General features: G+C 68.6%; 22 protein-coding genes. 14 read left to right on the top strand and 8 right to left on the bottom strand.

All coding sequences use genetic code 11. From position 1 onward, the window contains the following. Entirely contained in the window at window positions 1-597 is a 597-nt protein-coding gene (locus tag ACN2C7_RS00210) for a DUF4142 domain-containing protein (RefSeq protein WP_419319198.1), read from the bottom strand. A gap of 121 nt (window positions 598-718) precedes the next feature. Here ACN2C7_RS00210 and ACN2C7_RS00205 point away from each other — a divergent pair, with 121 nt between their 5' ends. Next, complete coding sequence (locus ACN2C7_RS00205) at window positions 719-1915, top strand: CaiB/BaiF CoA transferase family protein (RefSeq protein WP_419319197.1); 1197 nt, start codon at window positions 719-721, stop codon at window positions 1913-1915. Window positions 1916-2156: 241 nt separating this feature from the next. Here ACN2C7_RS00205 and ACN2C7_RS00200 read toward each other — a convergent pair whose 3' ends face one another. Continuing rightward, window positions 2157-4091, bottom strand: a complete 1935-nt coding sequence (locus ACN2C7_RS00200; protein WP_419319196.1) for an HWE histidine kinase domain-containing protein — start codon at window positions 4089-4091, stop codon at window positions 2157-2159. A gap of 155 nt (window positions 4092-4246) precedes the next feature. Here ACN2C7_RS00200 and ACN2C7_RS00195 point away from each other — a divergent pair, with 155 nt between their 5' ends. The 3 genes from ACN2C7_RS00195 to ACN2C7_RS00185 all read left to right on the top strand — a co-directional run bounded on the left by ACN2C7_RS00195 (window position 4247) and on the right by ACN2C7_RS00185 (window position 5673). Beyond that, window positions 4247-4597, top strand: a complete 351-nt coding sequence (locus ACN2C7_RS00195; protein ID WP_419319195.1) for a hypothetical protein — start codon at window positions 4247-4249, stop codon at window positions 4595-4597. A gap of 17 nt (window positions 4598-4614) precedes the next feature. Then, complete coding sequence (locus ACN2C7_RS00190) at window positions 4615-4992, top strand: hypothetical protein (protein ID WP_419319194.1); 378 nt, start codon at window positions 4615-4617, stop codon at window positions 4990-4992. Between the two features lie 63 nt (window positions 4993-5055). After that, window positions 5056-5673 carry a superoxide dismutase gene (locus tag ACN2C7_RS00185; protein WP_419319193.1) on the top strand — a complete coding sequence of 206 codons (618 nt, stop codon included), beginning with the start codon at window positions 5056-5058 and terminating at the stop codon, window positions 5671-5673. A gap of 54 nt (window positions 5674-5727) precedes the next feature. Here ACN2C7_RS00185 and ACN2C7_RS00180 read toward each other — a convergent pair whose 3' ends face one another. Together ACN2C7_RS00180 and ACN2C7_RS00175 are read right to left on the bottom strand one after the other, a co-directional pair. Beyond that, on the bottom strand, window positions 5728-6528 hold the full coding sequence (locus ACN2C7_RS00180; protein WP_419319192.1) for a metallophosphoesterase family protein: 801 nt from the start codon (window positions 6526-6528) through the stop codon (window positions 5728-5730). After that, window positions 6525-7379: a diacylglycerol/lipid kinase family protein gene (locus ACN2C7_RS00175; protein WP_419319191.1), complete on the bottom strand. Its 855-nt coding sequence runs from the start codon at window positions 7377-7379 to the stop codon at window positions 6525-6527. The genes ACN2C7_RS00180 and ACN2C7_RS00175 overlap by 4 nt, the downstream gene beginning before the upstream one ends. Window positions 7380-7506: 127 nt before the next feature. On the opposite strand from ACN2C7_RS00175, the gene ACN2C7_RS00170 reads away from it, so the two are divergent. The 4 genes from ACN2C7_RS00170 to ACN2C7_RS00155 all read left to right on the top strand — a co-directional run bounded on the left by ACN2C7_RS00170 (window position 7507) and on the right by ACN2C7_RS00155 (window position 9203). Further along, window positions 7507-7848, top strand: coding sequence for a YMGG-like glycine zipper-containing protein (locus ACN2C7_RS00170; RefSeq protein ID WP_419319190.1), 342 nt, complete (start codon window positions 7507-7509; stop codon window positions 7846-7848). A gap of 84 nt (window positions 7849-7932) precedes the next feature. Continuing rightward, window positions 7933-8385 (top strand): OmpA family protein, encoded by a 453-nt coding sequence (locus tag ACN2C7_RS00165; protein ID WP_419319189.1) that lies wholly within the window; start codon window positions 7933-7935, stop codon window positions 8383-8385. 292 nt (window positions 8386-8677) lie between these two features. Then, window positions 8678-8932, top strand: a complete 255-nt coding sequence (locus tag ACN2C7_RS00160) for a hypothetical protein (protein ID WP_419319188.1) — start codon at window positions 8678-8680, stop codon at window positions 8930-8932. 19 nt (window positions 8933-8951) lie between these two features. Then, window positions 8952-9203 carry a hypothetical protein gene (locus tag ACN2C7_RS00155; RefSeq protein WP_419319187.1) on the top strand — a complete coding sequence of 84 codons (252 nt, stop codon included), beginning with the start codon at window positions 8952-8954 and terminating at the stop codon, window positions 9201-9203. Between the two features lie 74 nt (window positions 9204-9277). Here the strand turns inward: ACN2C7_RS00155 and ACN2C7_RS00150 are convergent, their stop codons facing one another. Further along, window positions 9278-10078: a response regulator gene (locus ACN2C7_RS00150; RefSeq protein ID WP_419319186.1), complete on the bottom strand. Its 801-nt coding sequence runs from the start codon at window positions 10076-10078 to the stop codon at window positions 9278-9280. Between the two features lie 227 nt (window positions 10079-10305). Between ACN2C7_RS00150 and ACN2C7_RS00145 the strand changes: the two genes are divergently transcribed. The 4 genes from ACN2C7_RS00145 (at window position 10306) to ACN2C7_RS00130 (ending at window position 13007) form a co-directional block, all read left to right on the top strand. Continuing rightward, window positions 10306-10491, top strand: coding sequence for a NepR family anti-sigma factor (locus ACN2C7_RS00145; RefSeq protein ID WP_419321508.1), 186 nt, complete (start codon window positions 10306-10308; stop codon window positions 10489-10491). Between the two features lie 2 nt (window positions 10492-10493). Next, window positions 10494-11105 carry a sigma-70 family RNA polymerase sigma factor gene (locus tag ACN2C7_RS00140; protein WP_419319185.1) on the top strand — a complete coding sequence of 204 codons (612 nt, stop codon included), beginning with the start codon at window positions 10494-10496 and terminating at the stop codon, window positions 11103-11105. Then, window positions 11102-12802, top strand: a complete 1701-nt coding sequence (locus ACN2C7_RS00135) for a sensor histidine kinase (RefSeq protein WP_419319184.1) — start codon at window positions 11102-11104, stop codon at window positions 12800-12802. Before ACN2C7_RS00140 ends, ACN2C7_RS00135 begins: the two co-directional genes overlap by 4 nt. 67 nt (window positions 12803-12869) lie before the next feature. Then, window positions 12870-13007, top strand: coding sequence for an entericidin A/B family lipoprotein (locus ACN2C7_RS00130; protein ID WP_419319183.1), 138 nt, complete (start codon window positions 12870-12872; stop codon window positions 13005-13007). A 104-nt stretch (window positions 13008-13111) separates the two neighbouring features. On the opposite strand, the gene ACN2C7_RS00125 is transcribed toward ACN2C7_RS00130, so the two are convergent. The 3 genes from ACN2C7_RS00125 to chpT are packed head-to-tail and all read right to left on the bottom strand — an operon-like array spanning window position 13112 to window position 15078. Continuing rightward, window positions 13112-13954: a CheR family methyltransferase gene (locus ACN2C7_RS00125; RefSeq protein WP_419319182.1), complete on the bottom strand. Its 843-nt coding sequence runs from the start codon at window positions 13952-13954 to the stop codon at window positions 13112-13114. Continuing rightward, window positions 13951-14349: a response regulator gene (locus ACN2C7_RS00120; RefSeq protein ID WP_419321507.1), complete on the bottom strand. Its 399-nt coding sequence runs from the start codon at window positions 14347-14349 to the stop codon at window positions 13951-13953. The genes ACN2C7_RS00125 and ACN2C7_RS00120 overlap by 4 nt, the downstream gene beginning before the upstream one ends. Window positions 14350-14406: 57 nt before the next feature. Then, on the bottom strand, window positions 14407-15078 hold the full coding sequence (chpT, locus tag ACN2C7_RS00115; protein ID WP_419319181.1) for a histidine phosphotransferase ChpT: 672 nt from the start codon (window positions 15076-15078) through the stop codon (window positions 14407-14409). Window positions 15079-15143: 65 nt separating this feature from the next. Between chpT and ACN2C7_RS00110 the strand changes: the two genes are divergently transcribed. Both ACN2C7_RS00110 and cysQ read left to right on the top strand, forming a co-directional pair. Further along, window positions 15144-15329 carry a DUF3553 domain-containing protein gene (locus ACN2C7_RS00110; RefSeq protein WP_419319180.1) on the top strand — a complete coding sequence of 62 codons (186 nt, stop codon included), beginning with the start codon at window positions 15144-15146 and terminating at the stop codon, window positions 15327-15329. A gap of 14 nt (window positions 15330-15343) precedes the next feature. Then, window positions 15344-16141, top strand: coding sequence for a 3'(2'),5'-bisphosphate nucleotidase CysQ (gene cysQ, locus ACN2C7_RS00105; RefSeq protein WP_419319179.1), 798 nt, complete (start codon window positions 15344-15346; stop codon window positions 16139-16141). Window positions 16142-16154: the final 13 nt, after the last annotated feature.

Genomic DNA, 16154 nt, shown 5'->3' with positions numbered 1-16154 from the left:
CTAGTTCACGAAGCCCTTCTTGAGGCCTTCGGCCGTGTTCAGGTGTTCCTGAACGGTCGGGGCCGTGGCGGCGGCGAAGGCCTTGATGGCGGGGGTGTCGCCGTCCTGGGCGTAGCGTTGCAGCAGGTTCAGCATCGCCTGATGGGCGTCGACCTGGCTGTCGGCGTACTTCTTGTCGAAGTCCTCGTTGCTGGCCTTGCTCAGGTCGTCCAGGTCATCCTGCAGGTCCTTGGACAGGGTCATCGGCAGGATGATCGCCGCGCCCGACGCTGCAATCGCCGCCTGCAGGCCTTCGCCGGTCTTGCCGTGCGCGGTGGCCATCTTGCCGGCGAAGGTCTTGACCTGGGCATTGGTCGAGCGCGCGGCGGCCAGCTTGGCGGATTCGATCTCGAACATGTTGAGGTCAGCCGCCTTCATGGCGAAGACATCGGCCTTGGTCTCGTCGGCCACGGTCGGAACGGTGGCGGCGGGGTTGGCGTCAGGCGTGGCGGCCTGTTCCGAAGGGGTCGCTGCGCCCTTGGTCTCGGTTTTGTCGCCGCAGGCGGCGAGGCTGAGGGCGGCGAACGCGGCGCCGATGATGAGGAGATGGCGGGTCATGGCTGTCTTTCCCTGCGCGATTTTTCTAGAGGTTGAAGTCTGGTCGGCGTCACGCGGCGCCGCTCGCATCAAGAACATCACGGGGCCGTGAACGGTTCCCGGAACCCAGGGGAAGATCGAGATGGCCCAATCACCGCTGACCGGATTGCGGGTCATCGAAATGGGCTCGCTGATCGCGGGGCCCTTCTGCGGCCAGATCCTGGGCGACTTCGGCGCCGAGGTGATCAAGCTGGAAGATCCCGGGGTCGGCGATCCGATGCGCCAGTGGGGTCGCAGCAAGCCCCAGGGCCTGTCGCCCTGGTGGCCGGTGATCGGCCGCAACAAGAAATCGGTGACCCTCGACCTGCGCACGGACGAGGGCCGCGACCTGGCCCGGGCCCTGATCGCCAAGGCCGATGTGGTGGTCGAGAACTTCCGCCCCGGCACGCTGGAGGCCTGGGGCATGGGCTATGAGGCCCTGTCGGCCGACCATCCGGGCCTGGTGATGGCGCGGGTGTCGGGCTTTGGCCAGACCGGACCCTATTCGAAGCGCGCCGGCTACGCCCTGGTCGGCGAGGCCATGGGCGGGCTGCGCCACATCACCGGCGAGCCGGATCGCAATCCCGCCCGGGCCGGCATCTCGATCGGCGACAGCCTGTCGGGCCTGAACGCCGCGCTGGGGGTGATGATGGCCCTGCATGCGCGCGACCGCACCGGTCGGGGCCAGGTGGTCGACGCGGCCATCTATGAGAGCGTGCTGACGGTGATGGAGAACCTGATCACCGAATATGACCTGACCGGCTATATCCGCGAGCGGTCGGGGGCTGTGCTGCCCGGCATCGCGCCGTCGAACGTCTATCCCACCAAGAGCGGCGAACTGGTTCTGATCGGCGCCAATCAGGACACCCTGTTTCGGCGGCTTTGCGACCTGATGGGCCGGCCCGACCTGGCCGATGACGTGCGCTACAGGGATCACGCGGCGCGCGGCGCGCATCAGGGCGAGCTGGACGCCCGCATCGCCGCCTGGACCGCCGACCAGCAGATCGAGGCCCTGCTGCCCCTGCTGGAAAAGGCGGGAATCGCCACCGGCCGGATCTATCGCGCGCCCGAGATGCTGGCCGATCCGCATTTCGCGGCGCGGGAGTCGATCGTCAGCGTGCCGCATCCGGTGTTTGGCCAGGTGAAGATGCAGAACGCCTTCCCGCGCCTGTCGGAAACCCCGGGCGCCGTGCGCTGGACCGGGCCAACCCTGGGCGAACACACCGACGCCGTGCTGCGCGAGGTGGCGGGGCTGAGCGATGAGGCGATCGCGGGTCTGCGGGCGCGCAAGGTGCTGTGAAGCGACGAAGCCGCCTGACTGCGGCTTCGTCTTGCCCCCATGTGCGGGGCTCTTGAACAGGATCAAAAACGGTTGTCATCCCGGACAAGCCTGGCGAAGCCGGGCGCCGATCCGGGACCGCCGGAAGCGCAGAGTTCAGGCGTCGGTCCCGGATCTTCGCGCTGCGCGCTCGTCCGGGATGACAACCGTTTTTGATCCTGTGCAATAGTCCTCCCCCTTCAGGGGGAGGATCGCTCAAACCCTAGTGCCGCCCGGTCACATCCGCGATCGCCCGCGCGATCTGGTGCACATTGTACGGCTTGCGCACGATGGGCGCGTCAAAGCCCATGGGGGCGGCCTTGTCGGCATAGCCGGTGGCGAACACGAACGGCCGGCCCTGGCCGCGCAGGATCTCGGCCACCGGAGCGACCGACTGGCCATTGAGGTCGGCGTCCAGAACGGCCACGTCGAAGGCCTGGTCCAGCATCGACAGGGCCTCGCCCAGCTCGGCGGCGCAGCCGACCACCACAACCCCGGCGTCCTCGAGGCCTGATTCCAGCTCCAGGGCCAGCAGCAGGGAGTCCTCGACGATCAGCACCCTGAGGCCGGCGATGGCGCCGGGGCGGATGTTTTCGTCGGCGGCGATCAGGGTCTCGACGATCCGTTCGGGCGCGGCCTTTTCAGGCTCGGGCGGGGGGCCGTCGGCCAAGGCGTGGGCGGCGGCCTGGATCAGTGCGCTGACCCCACTGCGTCGATAGTCGATACGCGCCCGGCCGCCCAGCTCGCGCCCGACCACGTCCTCGACCAGGGTTGCGCCAAAGCCGCGCTTGGTCGGTTCGGTCGCCGGCGGTCCGCCGGTTTCCAGCCATTCCAGCGCAAAGCCGCCATCGGGCGAGCGCCGCCAGACCACCTCAACCTTGCCGTTCTCGGTCGACAGGGCGCCAAACTTCACCGCATTGACGGCCAGCTCGTGCAGGGTCAGCGACAGGGCCGAGGCCGCGCGCGGGGTCAGGAACAGTTCGGGGCCGTCCCAGCGCGTCTGGGTGGGAGCCAGCCCGCCCAGTTCGGCGGCGGCGATCCGGGCCAGGGTGGCCCCGCGCCAGCGGGCGGCGCTGAGCAGGTCATGGGCCGAGCTCATCGATTTCAGCCGGCCGGCGAAGGTCTTGAGGAACACATCCAGCGACGACGACTTGCGGGCCGATTGGGCGGCGACCGACTGGACGACCGCCAGCAGGTTCTTGATGCGATGGTCCAGCTCGGCCAGCAGACTCTCGCGCTGTTCATCCTGCTGCTTGCGGTCGGTGATGTCCTGGATCACGCCGATCAGGCGGGTCGGTTCGCCCTGTTCGTCGAGCGTCATCACGCCGGCGGCGCGGTTCCACTGGATCCGGCCCTTGTCGTCGGGATTGCGGCGGAACTCCACCTCATAGCGGCCGCGCTTGCGCAACTGGGCGTCGACGTCGCGCTGGATCTCGGCGCGATCGTCGCCATGGACATAGCGAAACAGCGACTGGCCATCTTCGGCGGGTATCTCGCCGGCCGGCAGGTGGGCGATCTTGGCCAGGCGCGGACTGATCCGGTAGATATCGAGCGTGCGATCCCATTCGAACTCGCCCAGGCTGGCGGCGCCGATGGCCAGGGCCAGGCGTTCGCTGTCGAGCGTGCGGACCGTGTTGGCTTCACCGGCGACGCGATCGCGCAGCAGGGCCTCCATGGCCAGGGCGGCCAGGTCGATCAGCGTCTGGCTGGCGTCGGGGTCGATCGCCGTTCGGGGCTGGGGGTCTTCCACGGTCAGAAACCCGACCACCTGGCCGTCGGGATCGATCAGGGGCGCGCAGCCCAGGAAGCCGATACCCGGCAAGGAAAGCGCTGTCAGCCGGGCGTCGGTGGCTGCATTCCCGCAGACCAGCGGTTCGCCCAGGGCGATCAGGAGGTCGGCCAGCGATCCGGCGCGACGCGTCACCTCGCCGTCGTGGCCGAAGCCGAGGCTGACCTTGCAATGCAGCCGCGAGCCGCCGATCAGCCACAGCCGGGCGCGCGGCGCATGGAAACTGCGGGCCGCAAGGCGAATCAGTCGTGTGAAATGGGGATTTTCGCCGGGACGGTCGAAGGCCTTCAGCGCCTTGGTGGCGCGAAGCCGGACGGCTTCCTTGTCGGTGTCGTGCGCGGAGTCGGGATCCACCATGTTTTCGACCATAGACTCGCTTCGCGTCAGACGCGAGTGACGATTCCACAGTGGTGAAGCTCCCAACCCCACGCTATTGTGGAACCGCTCGGTGGGGCTCCGCGTTCACCGGGCTCAGCGAGATTGCCAGCCCGCTCTGTTGGCCGCGCCGCGAACCGGAGATGACCATGCCTGCTGATGTCCTGAAGACCGCCGCAAAAGACGCCGACAAGGTGAAGGCCGCTGCTGCTGAAAGCGTTGAACACGCCGAGCGCAGCTTTGTGGAAGCCGCCACGGCCGCCAAGGCGTCGCTGGCCGAGGCCGCCAAGCGCGTCGAGAAATCGGTCGCCGAAGGCCTGGACACCCTGCGCGCCCAGAGCCGCACCTATACCGACACCGCCGGCCAGCAGCTGGACGACGCCCAGCGCTATGTCACCGAGCGGGTGCGCGAACGCCCGCTGACCGCCACCCTGGCCGGGCTCGGCGTCGGCGTGCTGATCGGCCTGCTGATCGCCGGCAACCGCAACAACGACCGGTGATCTTCGAAAAGACCCTGATGACGCTCGCGGCGGCGGCGGCCATAGCGGCTGCGGCCGCCGTCGGCGTGTTCGCGGCGGCCTTTGCGCTGTACGCCGTGGTCGAGACCTGGCTGGGTCCGGCCGGCGCCGCCGCCGTGGTCGCGGCCGTGGCCGCCCTGATCGTGGCCATGGCCGGCCTGATCGCCGCCCGCAAGGCCGAGCAGGGCCAGCCGCCCCGCACCGGCGCTGCGCCGGAGCCGTTCAGTTTCGCCGAAAAGGTCGTCGACATCGTCAAGGATCGGCCTCTGCTGTCGATCGGCGCAGGTCTGGCCGCCGGCATCTTCGCACTGAAAAACCCGACCCTGACGGCGGCGGTTTTGAAAGCCTTCATGGAACCGCGGCAACCGCCGCGCTAAATCCCCGTTGTTCTTTGCGTTCCCATCCTCCCCCTCCGGGGAACGCCTTTCCATGGAGTCAGCATGTATACCCTGCCCGAGCTTCCCTACGCCTATGAGGCGCTGGAGCCGACCGTTTCGGCCAACACCCTGCACTTCCACCACGACAAGCACCACGCCGCCTATGTCACGGCGCTGAACGGCCTGCTGAACGGCGACGACAAGGGCTCGCTGGAAGAGGTCATCAAGACCGCAGCTCCGGGCAAGGTGTTCAACAACGCCGCCCAGGCCTGGAACCACGCCTTCTTCTGGGGCGCCATGAGCCCGGAAAAGACCGCGCCGGGCGCCGATCTGGCCGCCGCGATCGCCGAAGCCTTCGGTGACCTTGCGTCGCTGAAGACCGCTTTTGTCACCGAGGGCGTCGGCCACTTCGCCTCGGGCTGGGTGTGGCTGGTGTCGGAAGGCGGCAAGCTGAAGGTGATCTCGACCCACGACGCGGCCACCACGGTGACCCAGGACGGCGTGACCCCGCTGCTGGTCTGCGACGTCTGGGAACACGCCTATTATCTGGACCACCAGAACAATCGGAAGGGCTTCCTGGAAGCCTGGTTCGACACCCTGGCCAACTGGACCCTGGCCGACAGCCAGTTCGCCGCCGCCAAGGGCGCGGGCGAGGCCTGGCGCTATCCGGCTCCGCAATAGTCGATCAGGTTTCGACGGTCAGACGGCGCGGCGAAAGCCGCGCCGTTTTGCGTTTCAGGCCAGGGGTCGTCGGTCGAAGGCCCAGGTGCGCCACACGACGAACTCGATCCGCTCGAACGCCATGGCCGTGACGCGGATCTCGGCGGGGTCGATCTCGATGATGTTGAAGCTGGGCGGAACGCCACGCTCGCGCACCGACAGCGTGCCCGACACCACCGCCCGCGTCATGCCGTCGCCGAACGGATAGGGCGCCACGAACGGCGTATGGATATGGCCTGACAGGACCAGATCGGCGCCCGCCGTCGACAGGCTGTTGGCGGCGCGCGTTCCGCCGTGCACCTCGCTGGTCATCGGCTCGCCGGTCAGCGCCATCAGGGGGTGATGGCAGACCACGATGCGGGCGTCGCCCGGCGCAGCGGCGGCCAGCTGGCCTTCCAGGCGCTGGATCTGGCCGTTCGAGATCGCGCCCTTCGACCAGTTCCAGCGCAGCTGCGCCCGGCGGGCGGTATTGACGCCAAAGACCGACACGCCCGGCGCCCTCCAGACGCCGCCATCGGCCGGACCAAAGCGCGCCTCATAGCGTCGCCAGGGGGCGATGAACCGTTCCAGCAGCTCGCCGGGTCCCACATAGGGGGTGTCGTGATTGCCCGGCGTGGTGAACAGGGGCGTGGGCGCGCAATCCAGCCAGGCCCTGGCCGCGTCGAACTCGGCGACTGCGCCATCGCGGGTCAGGTCGCCGGCCGCCACCAGCAGGTCGGGCTTTTCCAGATGAAACCGGGCCAGCGCCGCCTCGGTGGCCGCCGGGTTCTCGCCGCCGAAATGGATGTCCGAGACCTGGATGATCTTGACGGTCATGGCGGCTCGGGCAGGGCGAAGGCGCGGAAGGCCTTGGGGCGAAAGCGGATGTGGACCTCGGGCTCCAGACGAATCGGCTCGCCATCCAGAATGGCCGGAATCCGGCCCCCGGCCCAGACCCGGCCCACCCGGCAGCGGCCCATGCTGACCGAGGGATCATCGCGCCAGGTTCCGCCCAGCGCGCTGACCCCCAGGCGGAAGATCTCGATGGCGTTTGACGGGTCCAGCGCCGCCGCCTCGAGCGCCCGCTCGTCCTCGTCCAGAACGGTGGAAACCAGGGGACACATCAGGGCCAGGGCCTGGGTCTTCTGCTTGGGGCGGCCATCCAGCGTAAAGCGCAGCCGGCCGGAAAAGGCCTGTCGAAACGCGCGGTGGGCGCGAGACAGCGTCAGGCTGATCTTGCCGGCCCGAGCGGCTTCCCGCGCGTCGGCCCACAGGGCCGGACTGCCCAGGATGGCGGCGACGAAGAACTGGCGCCCGGCCACCTCGCCGCCCGACACCATGCGCGGCGCGCCTTCCGTCAGGCAGGCCTCCATGGCCTCGGGCCAGGACCGCTCGCCATAGAAGGCGCGGGGCAGCATGTTCATGGTGCCGCCCGGCAGGGGCGCGATGGGCGGGCCGTCGGGACCCGACATCTCGGCGGCGGCCCGCGCCGTGCCGTCGCCGGCGATGATGAACACCGCGTCCGGGTCGGAATCGATGACGCTGCGCAGACAGGCCGACAGGTCGTCGCCCGGCGTGTGCACGGTTCCCGCGACGCCGTGTTCGGCCAGGATCCGTTCGGCGATCGCCGGCGCATCGGGGCCGACGGATCCGGAGGCGATATTGGCGATGATCTCTACGCGCCGCACTGGCTGCTCCGCTTGATTGACACCCGGGCTAACGGCCAAGCTTGTCGAGGGTTCCCGAGCCCGGCGGCGGAACCTTGGATAGCGCCGGCCGTTAGCCTGACCAGAACAGCGCGATGGGATAGCCACAATGAACAAGACGATGATCGCCCTGCTGGGCGTCGGCTTGCTGGCCACGGCCTGCACCTCGACCGGCAATGTTGAACGTAACGCCGCCGGCGGCGCGGCCCTGGGCGCTCTCGCGGGCGCCGTGATCGGCAACAATGTCGGCAGCGGCAGCGCCAGCACGGGCGCCGCGATCGGCGCGGCCGTCGGCGGCACGGCCGGCGCCATCAAGGGCTGCCGCGAAGACGGTGGTTGCGGCGCGACCGAGGTCAACCGCCGCCAGTACTACGACGAGCGCGCCGGCCGGTATTATTACTACGACTCCCGCAGCGGTCGTTACTTCTGGGAGGACGGTCGTCCCCGCTAGGGAACGATCGCGCCGATGAAAACCCAAGGGGCGGCCGACGGATGTCGGTCGCCCCTTTGCACGTTCAGGAAAAGGCGAGGCGCCATGACCCTCAAGATCACCGCGGCGGCGCTCGGCGCCGGACTGATGCTCGCGGGCTGCGCGTCCGCGCCCGGGAGGCCGACCCGCGCCTCGATCGAGGCGCTGCCGCCGGCTTGCGCGGACTTTCAGGTCTCGATCTATTTCGAGCGGGATCAGGCCCGGGTGACGCGCGAGGCGCGGTCGGTGCTCAAGAGCGCCGGGGCCATGACGCGCGGCTGCAAGGTCGACAGGGCCCGCATCACGGGCCTGGCCGACGCGGTCGGCGCGCCCGACGCCAATATGGAGCTGTCCCGGCGCCGCGCAGAGGCGGTTACCAGGGCGCTGATCCGGGCGGGCCTTGGCAAGGCGGAGTTTGATGTCGCCGCCGCCGGGGACGCCGGCGCCACGACAAGAGCCGGCGCCTCGGCGCCGCTGCGTCGCCGGGCCGATATTGTCTTTGAGATCAGCAAACCCTGAGCCTTGGCGGATCGCCGGATACCGCCCGCCTCCGGCCTGGACCGGGGGCGGGCTTTTTGTCGAAGCCTGCCGCACGACGGAAAGGCGGGCCGCGTGGCGGTCCGCCTGGACGTCATCTTTGAAGGGGGGTGCGGAGGCGGCAGGCTGGCTTGCGCCAGCCTCAAGTCGGGGGGGCGTCGCCGCCTCCGCAAATAGAAAACGCGATCGCCAAACTGTGGTTCCGGACCGGCGCGATTATTTTTGCCAGCGCGTTGAAAGGCCCGACCGCAAGCGTCGGAGGGAACGCCGCGGGGTGGCGCACGTTGTTTGGGCAACGGCCAAGCGGGCCGTATTCGAGCAAGGCGGGCGCGTCATGATCCGGAGCTACCAGGCTGAACACGGCGGAATGGTTTTCTACATGGCGCCGAGCCGCCGTCAGAGAACGGCCAGAACGCGGCTCAGGGCGTTGATGGTGATCGCCGTGGTGGCCGTGTCGGCGGGCGTCGTCCAGACCTTCAACGCCCGGCCCCCGCCCTTCGAGATGCTCGCGTTCGACCCCGACCAGTAACCTTGCCAAGGAGAGCGACATGCCCGCCGATAGTGATTTCCAAGCCAACCGTCTCAACGCCACGCGCGTGCGTCAGGGCCGGTGGGGACAGCACATCTTCTGGATCCTGATCGTGTCGACGGTGCTGGCCGCCATCGCGCTGTTCGGGGCCTGGGGCTTCCGGGCGGACGATCTGGCCGCCGTCGAGCACAACAACGGCGCCAAGACCCCGGCCGAGGCCGCCCGTTACGACACCCCGCAGAGCCCGGTCCGCCAGACGCCGGCCGGCTGATCTGCTTTCCGACCTGACGCCCAGACGAAAACGGCCGCCCTCTCGGGCGGCCGTTGACGTTTCGGGCAGATCAATCAGGCGGCCTTGCGGGTGCGCCGGGGATGGAAGAACAGCGCCTGGCCGATCGCCGCCTTCACCGTTTCCGGCTGGAAGGGCTTGGTGATCAGGAAGGTCGGTTCCGGACGCTCGCCGGTCAGCAGGCGTTCGGGGAAGGCGGTGATGAAGATCACCGGCACGTCGAGACGGGCCAGGATGTCCTTGACCGCATCGATGCCCGACGAGCCGTCGGCCAGCTGGATATCGGCCAGCACCAGGCCGGGCGTCCTGCGCGCCACCGCCTCGAGGGCCTCGGTGCGGGTGGCGGCAATGTCGATGACCTCGTGGCCCAGCTCGCGGACCAGGGCCTCGATGTCGGCGGCGATGACCGGTTCGTCTTCGATGATGAGCACGGTGGTGGCCAGTTCGGCGTCGATCTCGGTCTGGGCCTCGGAGATCAGGCGTTCGACGTCGCCGAACGCGCACTCAAGGATCTGCGCGGCCTCGGTCGGCGTGAAGCCTTCCAGGGCGGTGAGCAGGAAGGCCTGACGCGAGCGCGGCGCGATGCGCATCAGGCGTTGCGTGGCGTCGTCGGCGGCGGAACCGCCCTCCTCATGGCGCGCTTCAAGTTGAGCGCCCGTGGACAGCCAGATCGCATGGAAGACGCGATAGAGCGCGACGCGGGGCGACAGGTCGGCATCCAGGGAACGCTCGCCGGCGGCCAGCGCCTCGAGCGCCACCCGGACATAGTGATCGCCGGTGTTCTGATCGCCGGTGAGGGCGCGGGCGTAGCGGCGTATGTAAGGCAGATGCGGCGCCAGCCGGGCTAGAAGACTCATGACCCCTCCCGATGCGGTGTCTTCGTGGAAAACGCGATTCCATGGCCAAGCTGAGCCATTCGATCAGGGTATTAAACGCCGCCTTATGAAGCCGGTTCCGCCGTTTGCAGAATTTTGCCATCCTATGCCCAAGCTTTTGGAACCCGATACGGAAAACCGCGTTGTCGTCTGGCAGAAACACATTCGGCCAAAGGGGGCGGGCGCTGCGTTATTTCGGCGTCGAGGACATGATCGAACACGTACCCATGGAAGATCACCGCAAAGGCGCCGCGGCGCTCGACGAAGCCCGCCTGCGTCAACAGGCCATCGGCGTGAAGCTGCGCCAGATGTTCGACGAGGTCGTCAACGAGCCGGTGCCCGACGAATTCCTTGAAATCCTGCGCAAGGCCGAAAAGCCGGCGGGCAAGGAATGAGCATGGCGGACACCGAAGCTCAGGTCGGCCGGTCGCCGTTTGACCCGCCGCGCGACAATGCGTTCAAGCGCGAGCTTGTCACGCTGATCCCGCATCTGCGCGCCTTCGCCCGCACGCTGACGGGCGACCCCACCGCCGCCGACGATCTGGCGCAGGACGCCATGATGAAGGCTTGGGACGCGCGCGCCAGCTTCCAGCTGGGCACCAACATGAAGGCCTGGACCTTCATGATCCTGCGCAACCAGTTCTATTCGGAAAAGCGCCGCTCCTGGCGGCAGAGCCAGCTGGACCAGGACGCCGCCGAGCGGACCCTGGTGGCCGTGGACGACCCCGAGGCCCCTGTCGCCCTGGACGAGCTGCGCATGAGCCTGGGCATGCTGCCCGCCGAACAACGCGAAGCCCTGATCCTGGTCGGGGCCGGCGGCTTTGCCTATGAAGAGGCCGCCGTGATCTGCGGCTGCGCCGTGGGCACCGTCAAAAGTCGTGTCAGCCGGGCCCGCCGGGCCTTGCAGGCGATCCTGGAAGCCGGCGCTTATGACCGTGACGGCCGATCGGCGGGCGATGCGATGGGTTCGATCCTGGCCGACGCGGAGCGCCTGAGCTCCCGGCGGTGAGATCCTTCAGAAGCCGTGGCGCGGAGACTGTCACTTCAATCCGCGTCCGGCTGGCGGCGGCGCTGTTTATCGCCCTGTTGCCGGTCCTGCTGCTGGGCGGCCTGCAATCAATCTTCGCGTTCCGCGCCGAGGCCGATCTGCGCCGGCAGAGCCTGGAACTGGCGGCCGGACGCAGTGCGGCCATCGCCCGCGCGCGTATCGAGGCGGCCGGCGTTCTGCTCCAGACACTCGGCCCGGGCTCTGTAGGCCTGGAATGCGCCCAGCGTCTGGCCGATGTGCGAGCGCGCCTGCCGGGCTACGCCAATCTTGTCCGGTTCGACTCCCGCGGCCGGGTGGTCTGCGCCGCCGCGACCACCCCGCCGGACCCCACGCGGGCCGGACGGCTGTGGTTCCGCGAGCTGGCGGCGGGGTCGGATCTGGTGGTGGCCAGCGCGCCGGGCGCGACCTACGCGACCGAACCTGCGGTTCTGGCCGCCGTCCGGGCCAGCGGTCCGGGCGACCGGTTCGACGGCGCCATGGTCGCGGTGCTGACCCTGCGCAGCCTGCGCCTGGAAACCGCCAACCGTTTCATGCCCGAAGGCGCCGAGATCGCCCTGGCCGATTCGCACGGCGTGGTCTTCGCCTCCACCGAAGCGGGGGCCTTCGACACCCCGCCCCTGGGTTGGCGCTCGGTGGCCAGCACGCGCGGGGCCGTGCTGTGGTCGGGCAAGGATCGCCAGAACCGCCGCCGGGTCTATTCCGCCGCCCCCCTGACCGAGAGCGGCGTCTTCGTTCTGCTGTCGGCCCCGTCGCCGGGCCTGCTGTCCTGGGCCTGGATCAATCCGATCTCGCGCCTGATCCTGCCGCTGCTGGCCTTTGGCCTGGCCCTGGGCGCGGTGCTGTACGCCGCCGAGCGGGCGGTGATCCGCTGGATCATCTATCTGCAGCGCGTGGCGGCGATCTATGCCCGCGGCCGCTTCACGGTGCGCCCCGTGCAGGCCGAGCGCGCGCCGCCCGAGATCCGCGACCTGGCCGCGACCCTCGACGACATGGCCGGCGCGATCGTGGCCCGCGATGCATCCCTGATGGACAGCCTGGCCGAGAAGGACGCGCTGATGCGCGAGATCCATCACCGGGTGAAGAACAATCTGCAGATCATCACCTCGCTGCTGAACATGCAGCAGCGGGCCCTGACCGATCCGGCCGCCAAGGCGGCGTTGAACGACACCCGCCAGCGCATCACCGCCCTGGCCCAGATCTATCGCGCCCTCTACCAGGGCCCCGACCTCAAGCGCGTCGACCTGCGGCCGTTCCTGGAAGAGCTGACCGGTCAGCTGCTGGTCGGCGAGATTTCGAACTCGGGGACGGTGCGCACCGAGGTGCATGCAGATCCCCTGGTCATCGATCCCGACCGCCTGGCCCCCATCGCCCTGTTCGCGGTCGAGGCCATCACCAACGCCCAGAAGCACGCCTTCGCCGGCCGGGGCGGCGTCTTGTCGGTGAACTTCAGCGTGCGCGGCGAAGAGGCCGAGCTGTCGATCGGCGATGATGGCCCAGGCGCCACGGAGGGGCTGGGCGAAGGGGTCGGCCGCACCCTGATGAACGCCTTCGCCCGCCAGCTTCGCGGCAAGGTGAGCTTTGAGACCAGCCCCCACGGCGGCCTGCTGGTGCGGCTGATTTTCCCGACTCCGCAAGCGCCACCTTTGCCCGGAACCTAGCTTCGCCGGAGGCGTTGTCTGAAGCGAACAGGTTCCATGCCCATCGGGCCAAACACCGGAGAACACCATGCGCAAGTTGATCATCCTGGCCGCCATCGCCGCCAGCCTGTCCGTCGCCGCCTGCAACACCGTCGAAGGCGCCGGCAAGGACGTCTCCTCGGCCGGCAAGGCGGTGACCGACACCGCCAAGGACGCCAAGAACTAGTCAGGCCTTAAGGTCTGCAGCGAGCCCGCCGGTCCCACCGACCGGCGGGCTTTTGCTTGCCTGGTCAGTTCAAATGCAGTCCGGGATGACGCCAGGGCCAGGGCCTAGGCCGCGGCTTCTTCCTGGGCGGCTGCGACGACCGCGTTGCGGACGAAGACGCCGGGCTGATCGGAGGCTGAAAGCAGGGTCGCGGCGGCGCCGGTCAGGTGGTCGTCCGGGCTCAGCACCAGAACGCCGTCGTCGGCCAGGCGCGCGGCCAGGCTTTCGATGACCCGCCCCTGTACCGAAGGATCCAAGCCCTCCAGGACGTGACGCAGCAGGATCACGTCGAACCGGCCCATCGGCGACAGGTCGCTGAGCAGGTTGATCCGCTTCCAGCGCACCAGCTGGCGGATGCGCGGCGAGATCTCCCAGGTGTCGTCCTGATTGGCGAAATGCTTGACCAGTTGCTGGATCGGCAGGCCGCGCTGGATTTCGAACTGGGTGTAGAGGCCGCTCTGGGCCTTTTCCAGGCAGCGCTCCGACAGGTCGGAGCCGAAGAATTCGAACTTGGCGCCCGGCTCGACGTCGCGGCTGTCGCCGGCGGCCATGGCCAGGGAATAGACCTCCTGGCCGGTCGAGCAGGCGGCGCTCCAGATGCGGATCGGCTGGTCGCGGCGGGTCTTGGACAGGGTCGGCAGCACGTGGTCGCGCAGATGGGCGAAGACCTCGCGGTCGCGGAAGAAGCTGGTCTCGTTGAAGGTCAGGGCCTCGACGACCGCCCAGATCAGGCGCTCCTCGCGCTTGGACCGCAGGGTGGCGATCAGGGCCTCGATCGAGTCGAAGCCCTCGCGCCGGGCCAGCGGCCCCAGGCGGCTCTCGATGACATAGGTCTTGTCGACATCGACCTTGAGGCCGGCGCGGGCGCGGCCCAGGGCGGCCAGCAGTTCCATGTCTTCGGGGGTCAAAGCAGGCCCGCCTCGGCGAATTTCGCCGCGATGATTTCGCCGTCGAACGGCTTCATGATGTATTCGTTGGCGCCGGCCTCGAGCGCGGCGCGGATGTGATCGACGTCGTTCTCGACGGTGCAGAACACCACGGTGGGCGAATCGCCGCCCGGTTCGCTGCGCAGCTGGCGCAGAAACTCGATGCCGTTCATCACGGGCATGTTCCAGTCCAGCAGCACGGCGTCGGGCATGGCGCCGCGACACCACGCGAGAGCCTCCATGCCATCGGCGGCCTCGGCGATCTCAAAGCCGATGTCCTCAAGGACCCGGCGGGCGACCTTTCGGATCACCCGGCTGTCGTCGACCACAAGACAGGTCTTCACGGCACGCTCCCATCGAAGCCCGCATGGTCGGATATCGAGGTTAAGGAGCCGTGTGTCTTAAGGATGAACCGGCGATTTTCCGGCGCCCGTCTAAGCCGGCACCCAGCAGGCCAGGCTGATGCGATCCTCGGCCGCCTCGACGGCCACCTGACCGCCGGCGGCGCGCACCAGGGCGTGCAGATAGGCGGCCTGCACCCACGGCCCGCCCAGACCTTCGGTCAGGGCCTCGCCACGCAGGCCGGCCAGCACTTCGGGGCGAAGACGGGCGCGGGGGCCGACGGAATCGGCGGTGATCAGGAACCGGCCCTCGGCCGTGACGCCCTTCAGGGTGGCGACGCCGCCGGCTGGCAGGGCGCTGGCCGACAGCTGGGCGATATTGAGCAGGGCCCGGGCGGCGGCCTTGTTGATCGGCTGCGACTCGATGGCCCAGACCATGGTGGGACGCACATGGTCAAAGACGCCCTGGGCCAGCTTTTCCAGCTCGCGCGAATCGAAGGCCTCGGCCGAGGCCGACGCGCCGAAGGCCACGCGGCAGAACTGCAGCAGGTCGGCCAGCTTGCGGGCCGACGAGGCGATCAGGCTCATGGCGTCTTCGCGCATGTCCTGGGCGGACGGATCGTCCAGCAGGTCCAGGCCCGAAACGATGGCGCTGGCCGGGCTGATGAAGTCGTGGCACAGGCGCGCCGCCAGCATCGCGGCGAAGTCAGGCCCGCTGACGTCAGCGGGGGTGCTCGGGGCGGGATGCGAGGGCGTGTCGGTCATGGTGCGGACTCTGGCGTGATTTGAGGCTTTGGCAAACTGAAGGCGCGGCTTATCAGAGCTGCGTTATGGATCCGTTTCTCGAACCTGGCGTCCTGGTGCGCCACCCCGACCAGCCCGACTGGGGTCTGGGACAGGTGCAGTCGGTGATCGGCCATCGCGTAACCGTCAATTTCGAAGACGCCGGCAAGCAGACGATCAACACCCAGCGCGTGACGCTCGTCTATGTCGGTGATGACCCTCGAGGGTCATAGTGAGAGGATCCTGAATGAGCGTTTCCGACCTGCCTCTGGCTGCCCGGCCTCTCGCGGATTGGGGCCGCGCCCTGGCCGAGATCTGCGAGGAGGCCGCCACGGTCATCCTGCCGTTCTGGCGGACCGAGCTGAACGTGGTCCAGAAGGCCGATTCCAGCCCGGTGACCGAGGCCGACAAGGCCGGCGAGATCCTGATCCTCAAGCGTCTGGCGGAGGTTTTCCCCGGCGTACCGACCGTTTCCGAGGAAGACGCCAGCGAGTTTGGCGCGCCCGAGGACATCGGTCCGCGCTTCTTCCTGGTCGATCCGGTCGACGGCACCAAGGCCTTCGTGCGCGGCGATCCCAATTTCACGGTCAATATCGGCCTGATCGAGAATGGCGTCCCCGTGGCCGGCGCGATCGTGGCCCCGGCCACTGGCGAGGCCTGGTTCACCACTTCAGACGGTGTGCTCAAGCGCCTGACGCCGGGTGGCCCGGAGGCTCCCGCATCGGTGCGCGCCTGGCCCAAGGGCGAGGCCGTGGCGCTGGTCAGTCATACCCTGAAGGAAGATCGCGCGGCCGAACTGGCGGCGCAGTACGGCTTTGACCTGCGCACGGCGATGGATAGCTCGATCAAGATGTGCCGCATCGCCGAGGGCTCGGCCGACATCTATCCCCGCCATGGCCCGACCATGGAGTGGGACACGGCGGCGGGCCATGCGATCCTGATCGCGGCCGGCGGCCGGTTCACCACGCCGGACGGCGGGGCGTTCGTCTATGGCAAGGCCGATCAGGGCTTCCGCAACGGCTGGTTCGTGGCGCGGGGTAAATAGCAGCCCTCTCCCA

It is taken from the genome of Caulobacter sp. ErkDOM-E (assembly GCF_048541895.1).
Taxonomy (GTDB): domain Bacteria; phylum Pseudomonadota; class Alphaproteobacteria; order Caulobacterales; family Caulobacteraceae; genus Caulobacter.
This window is presented reverse-complemented; position numbering and strand designations above follow the sequence as displayed.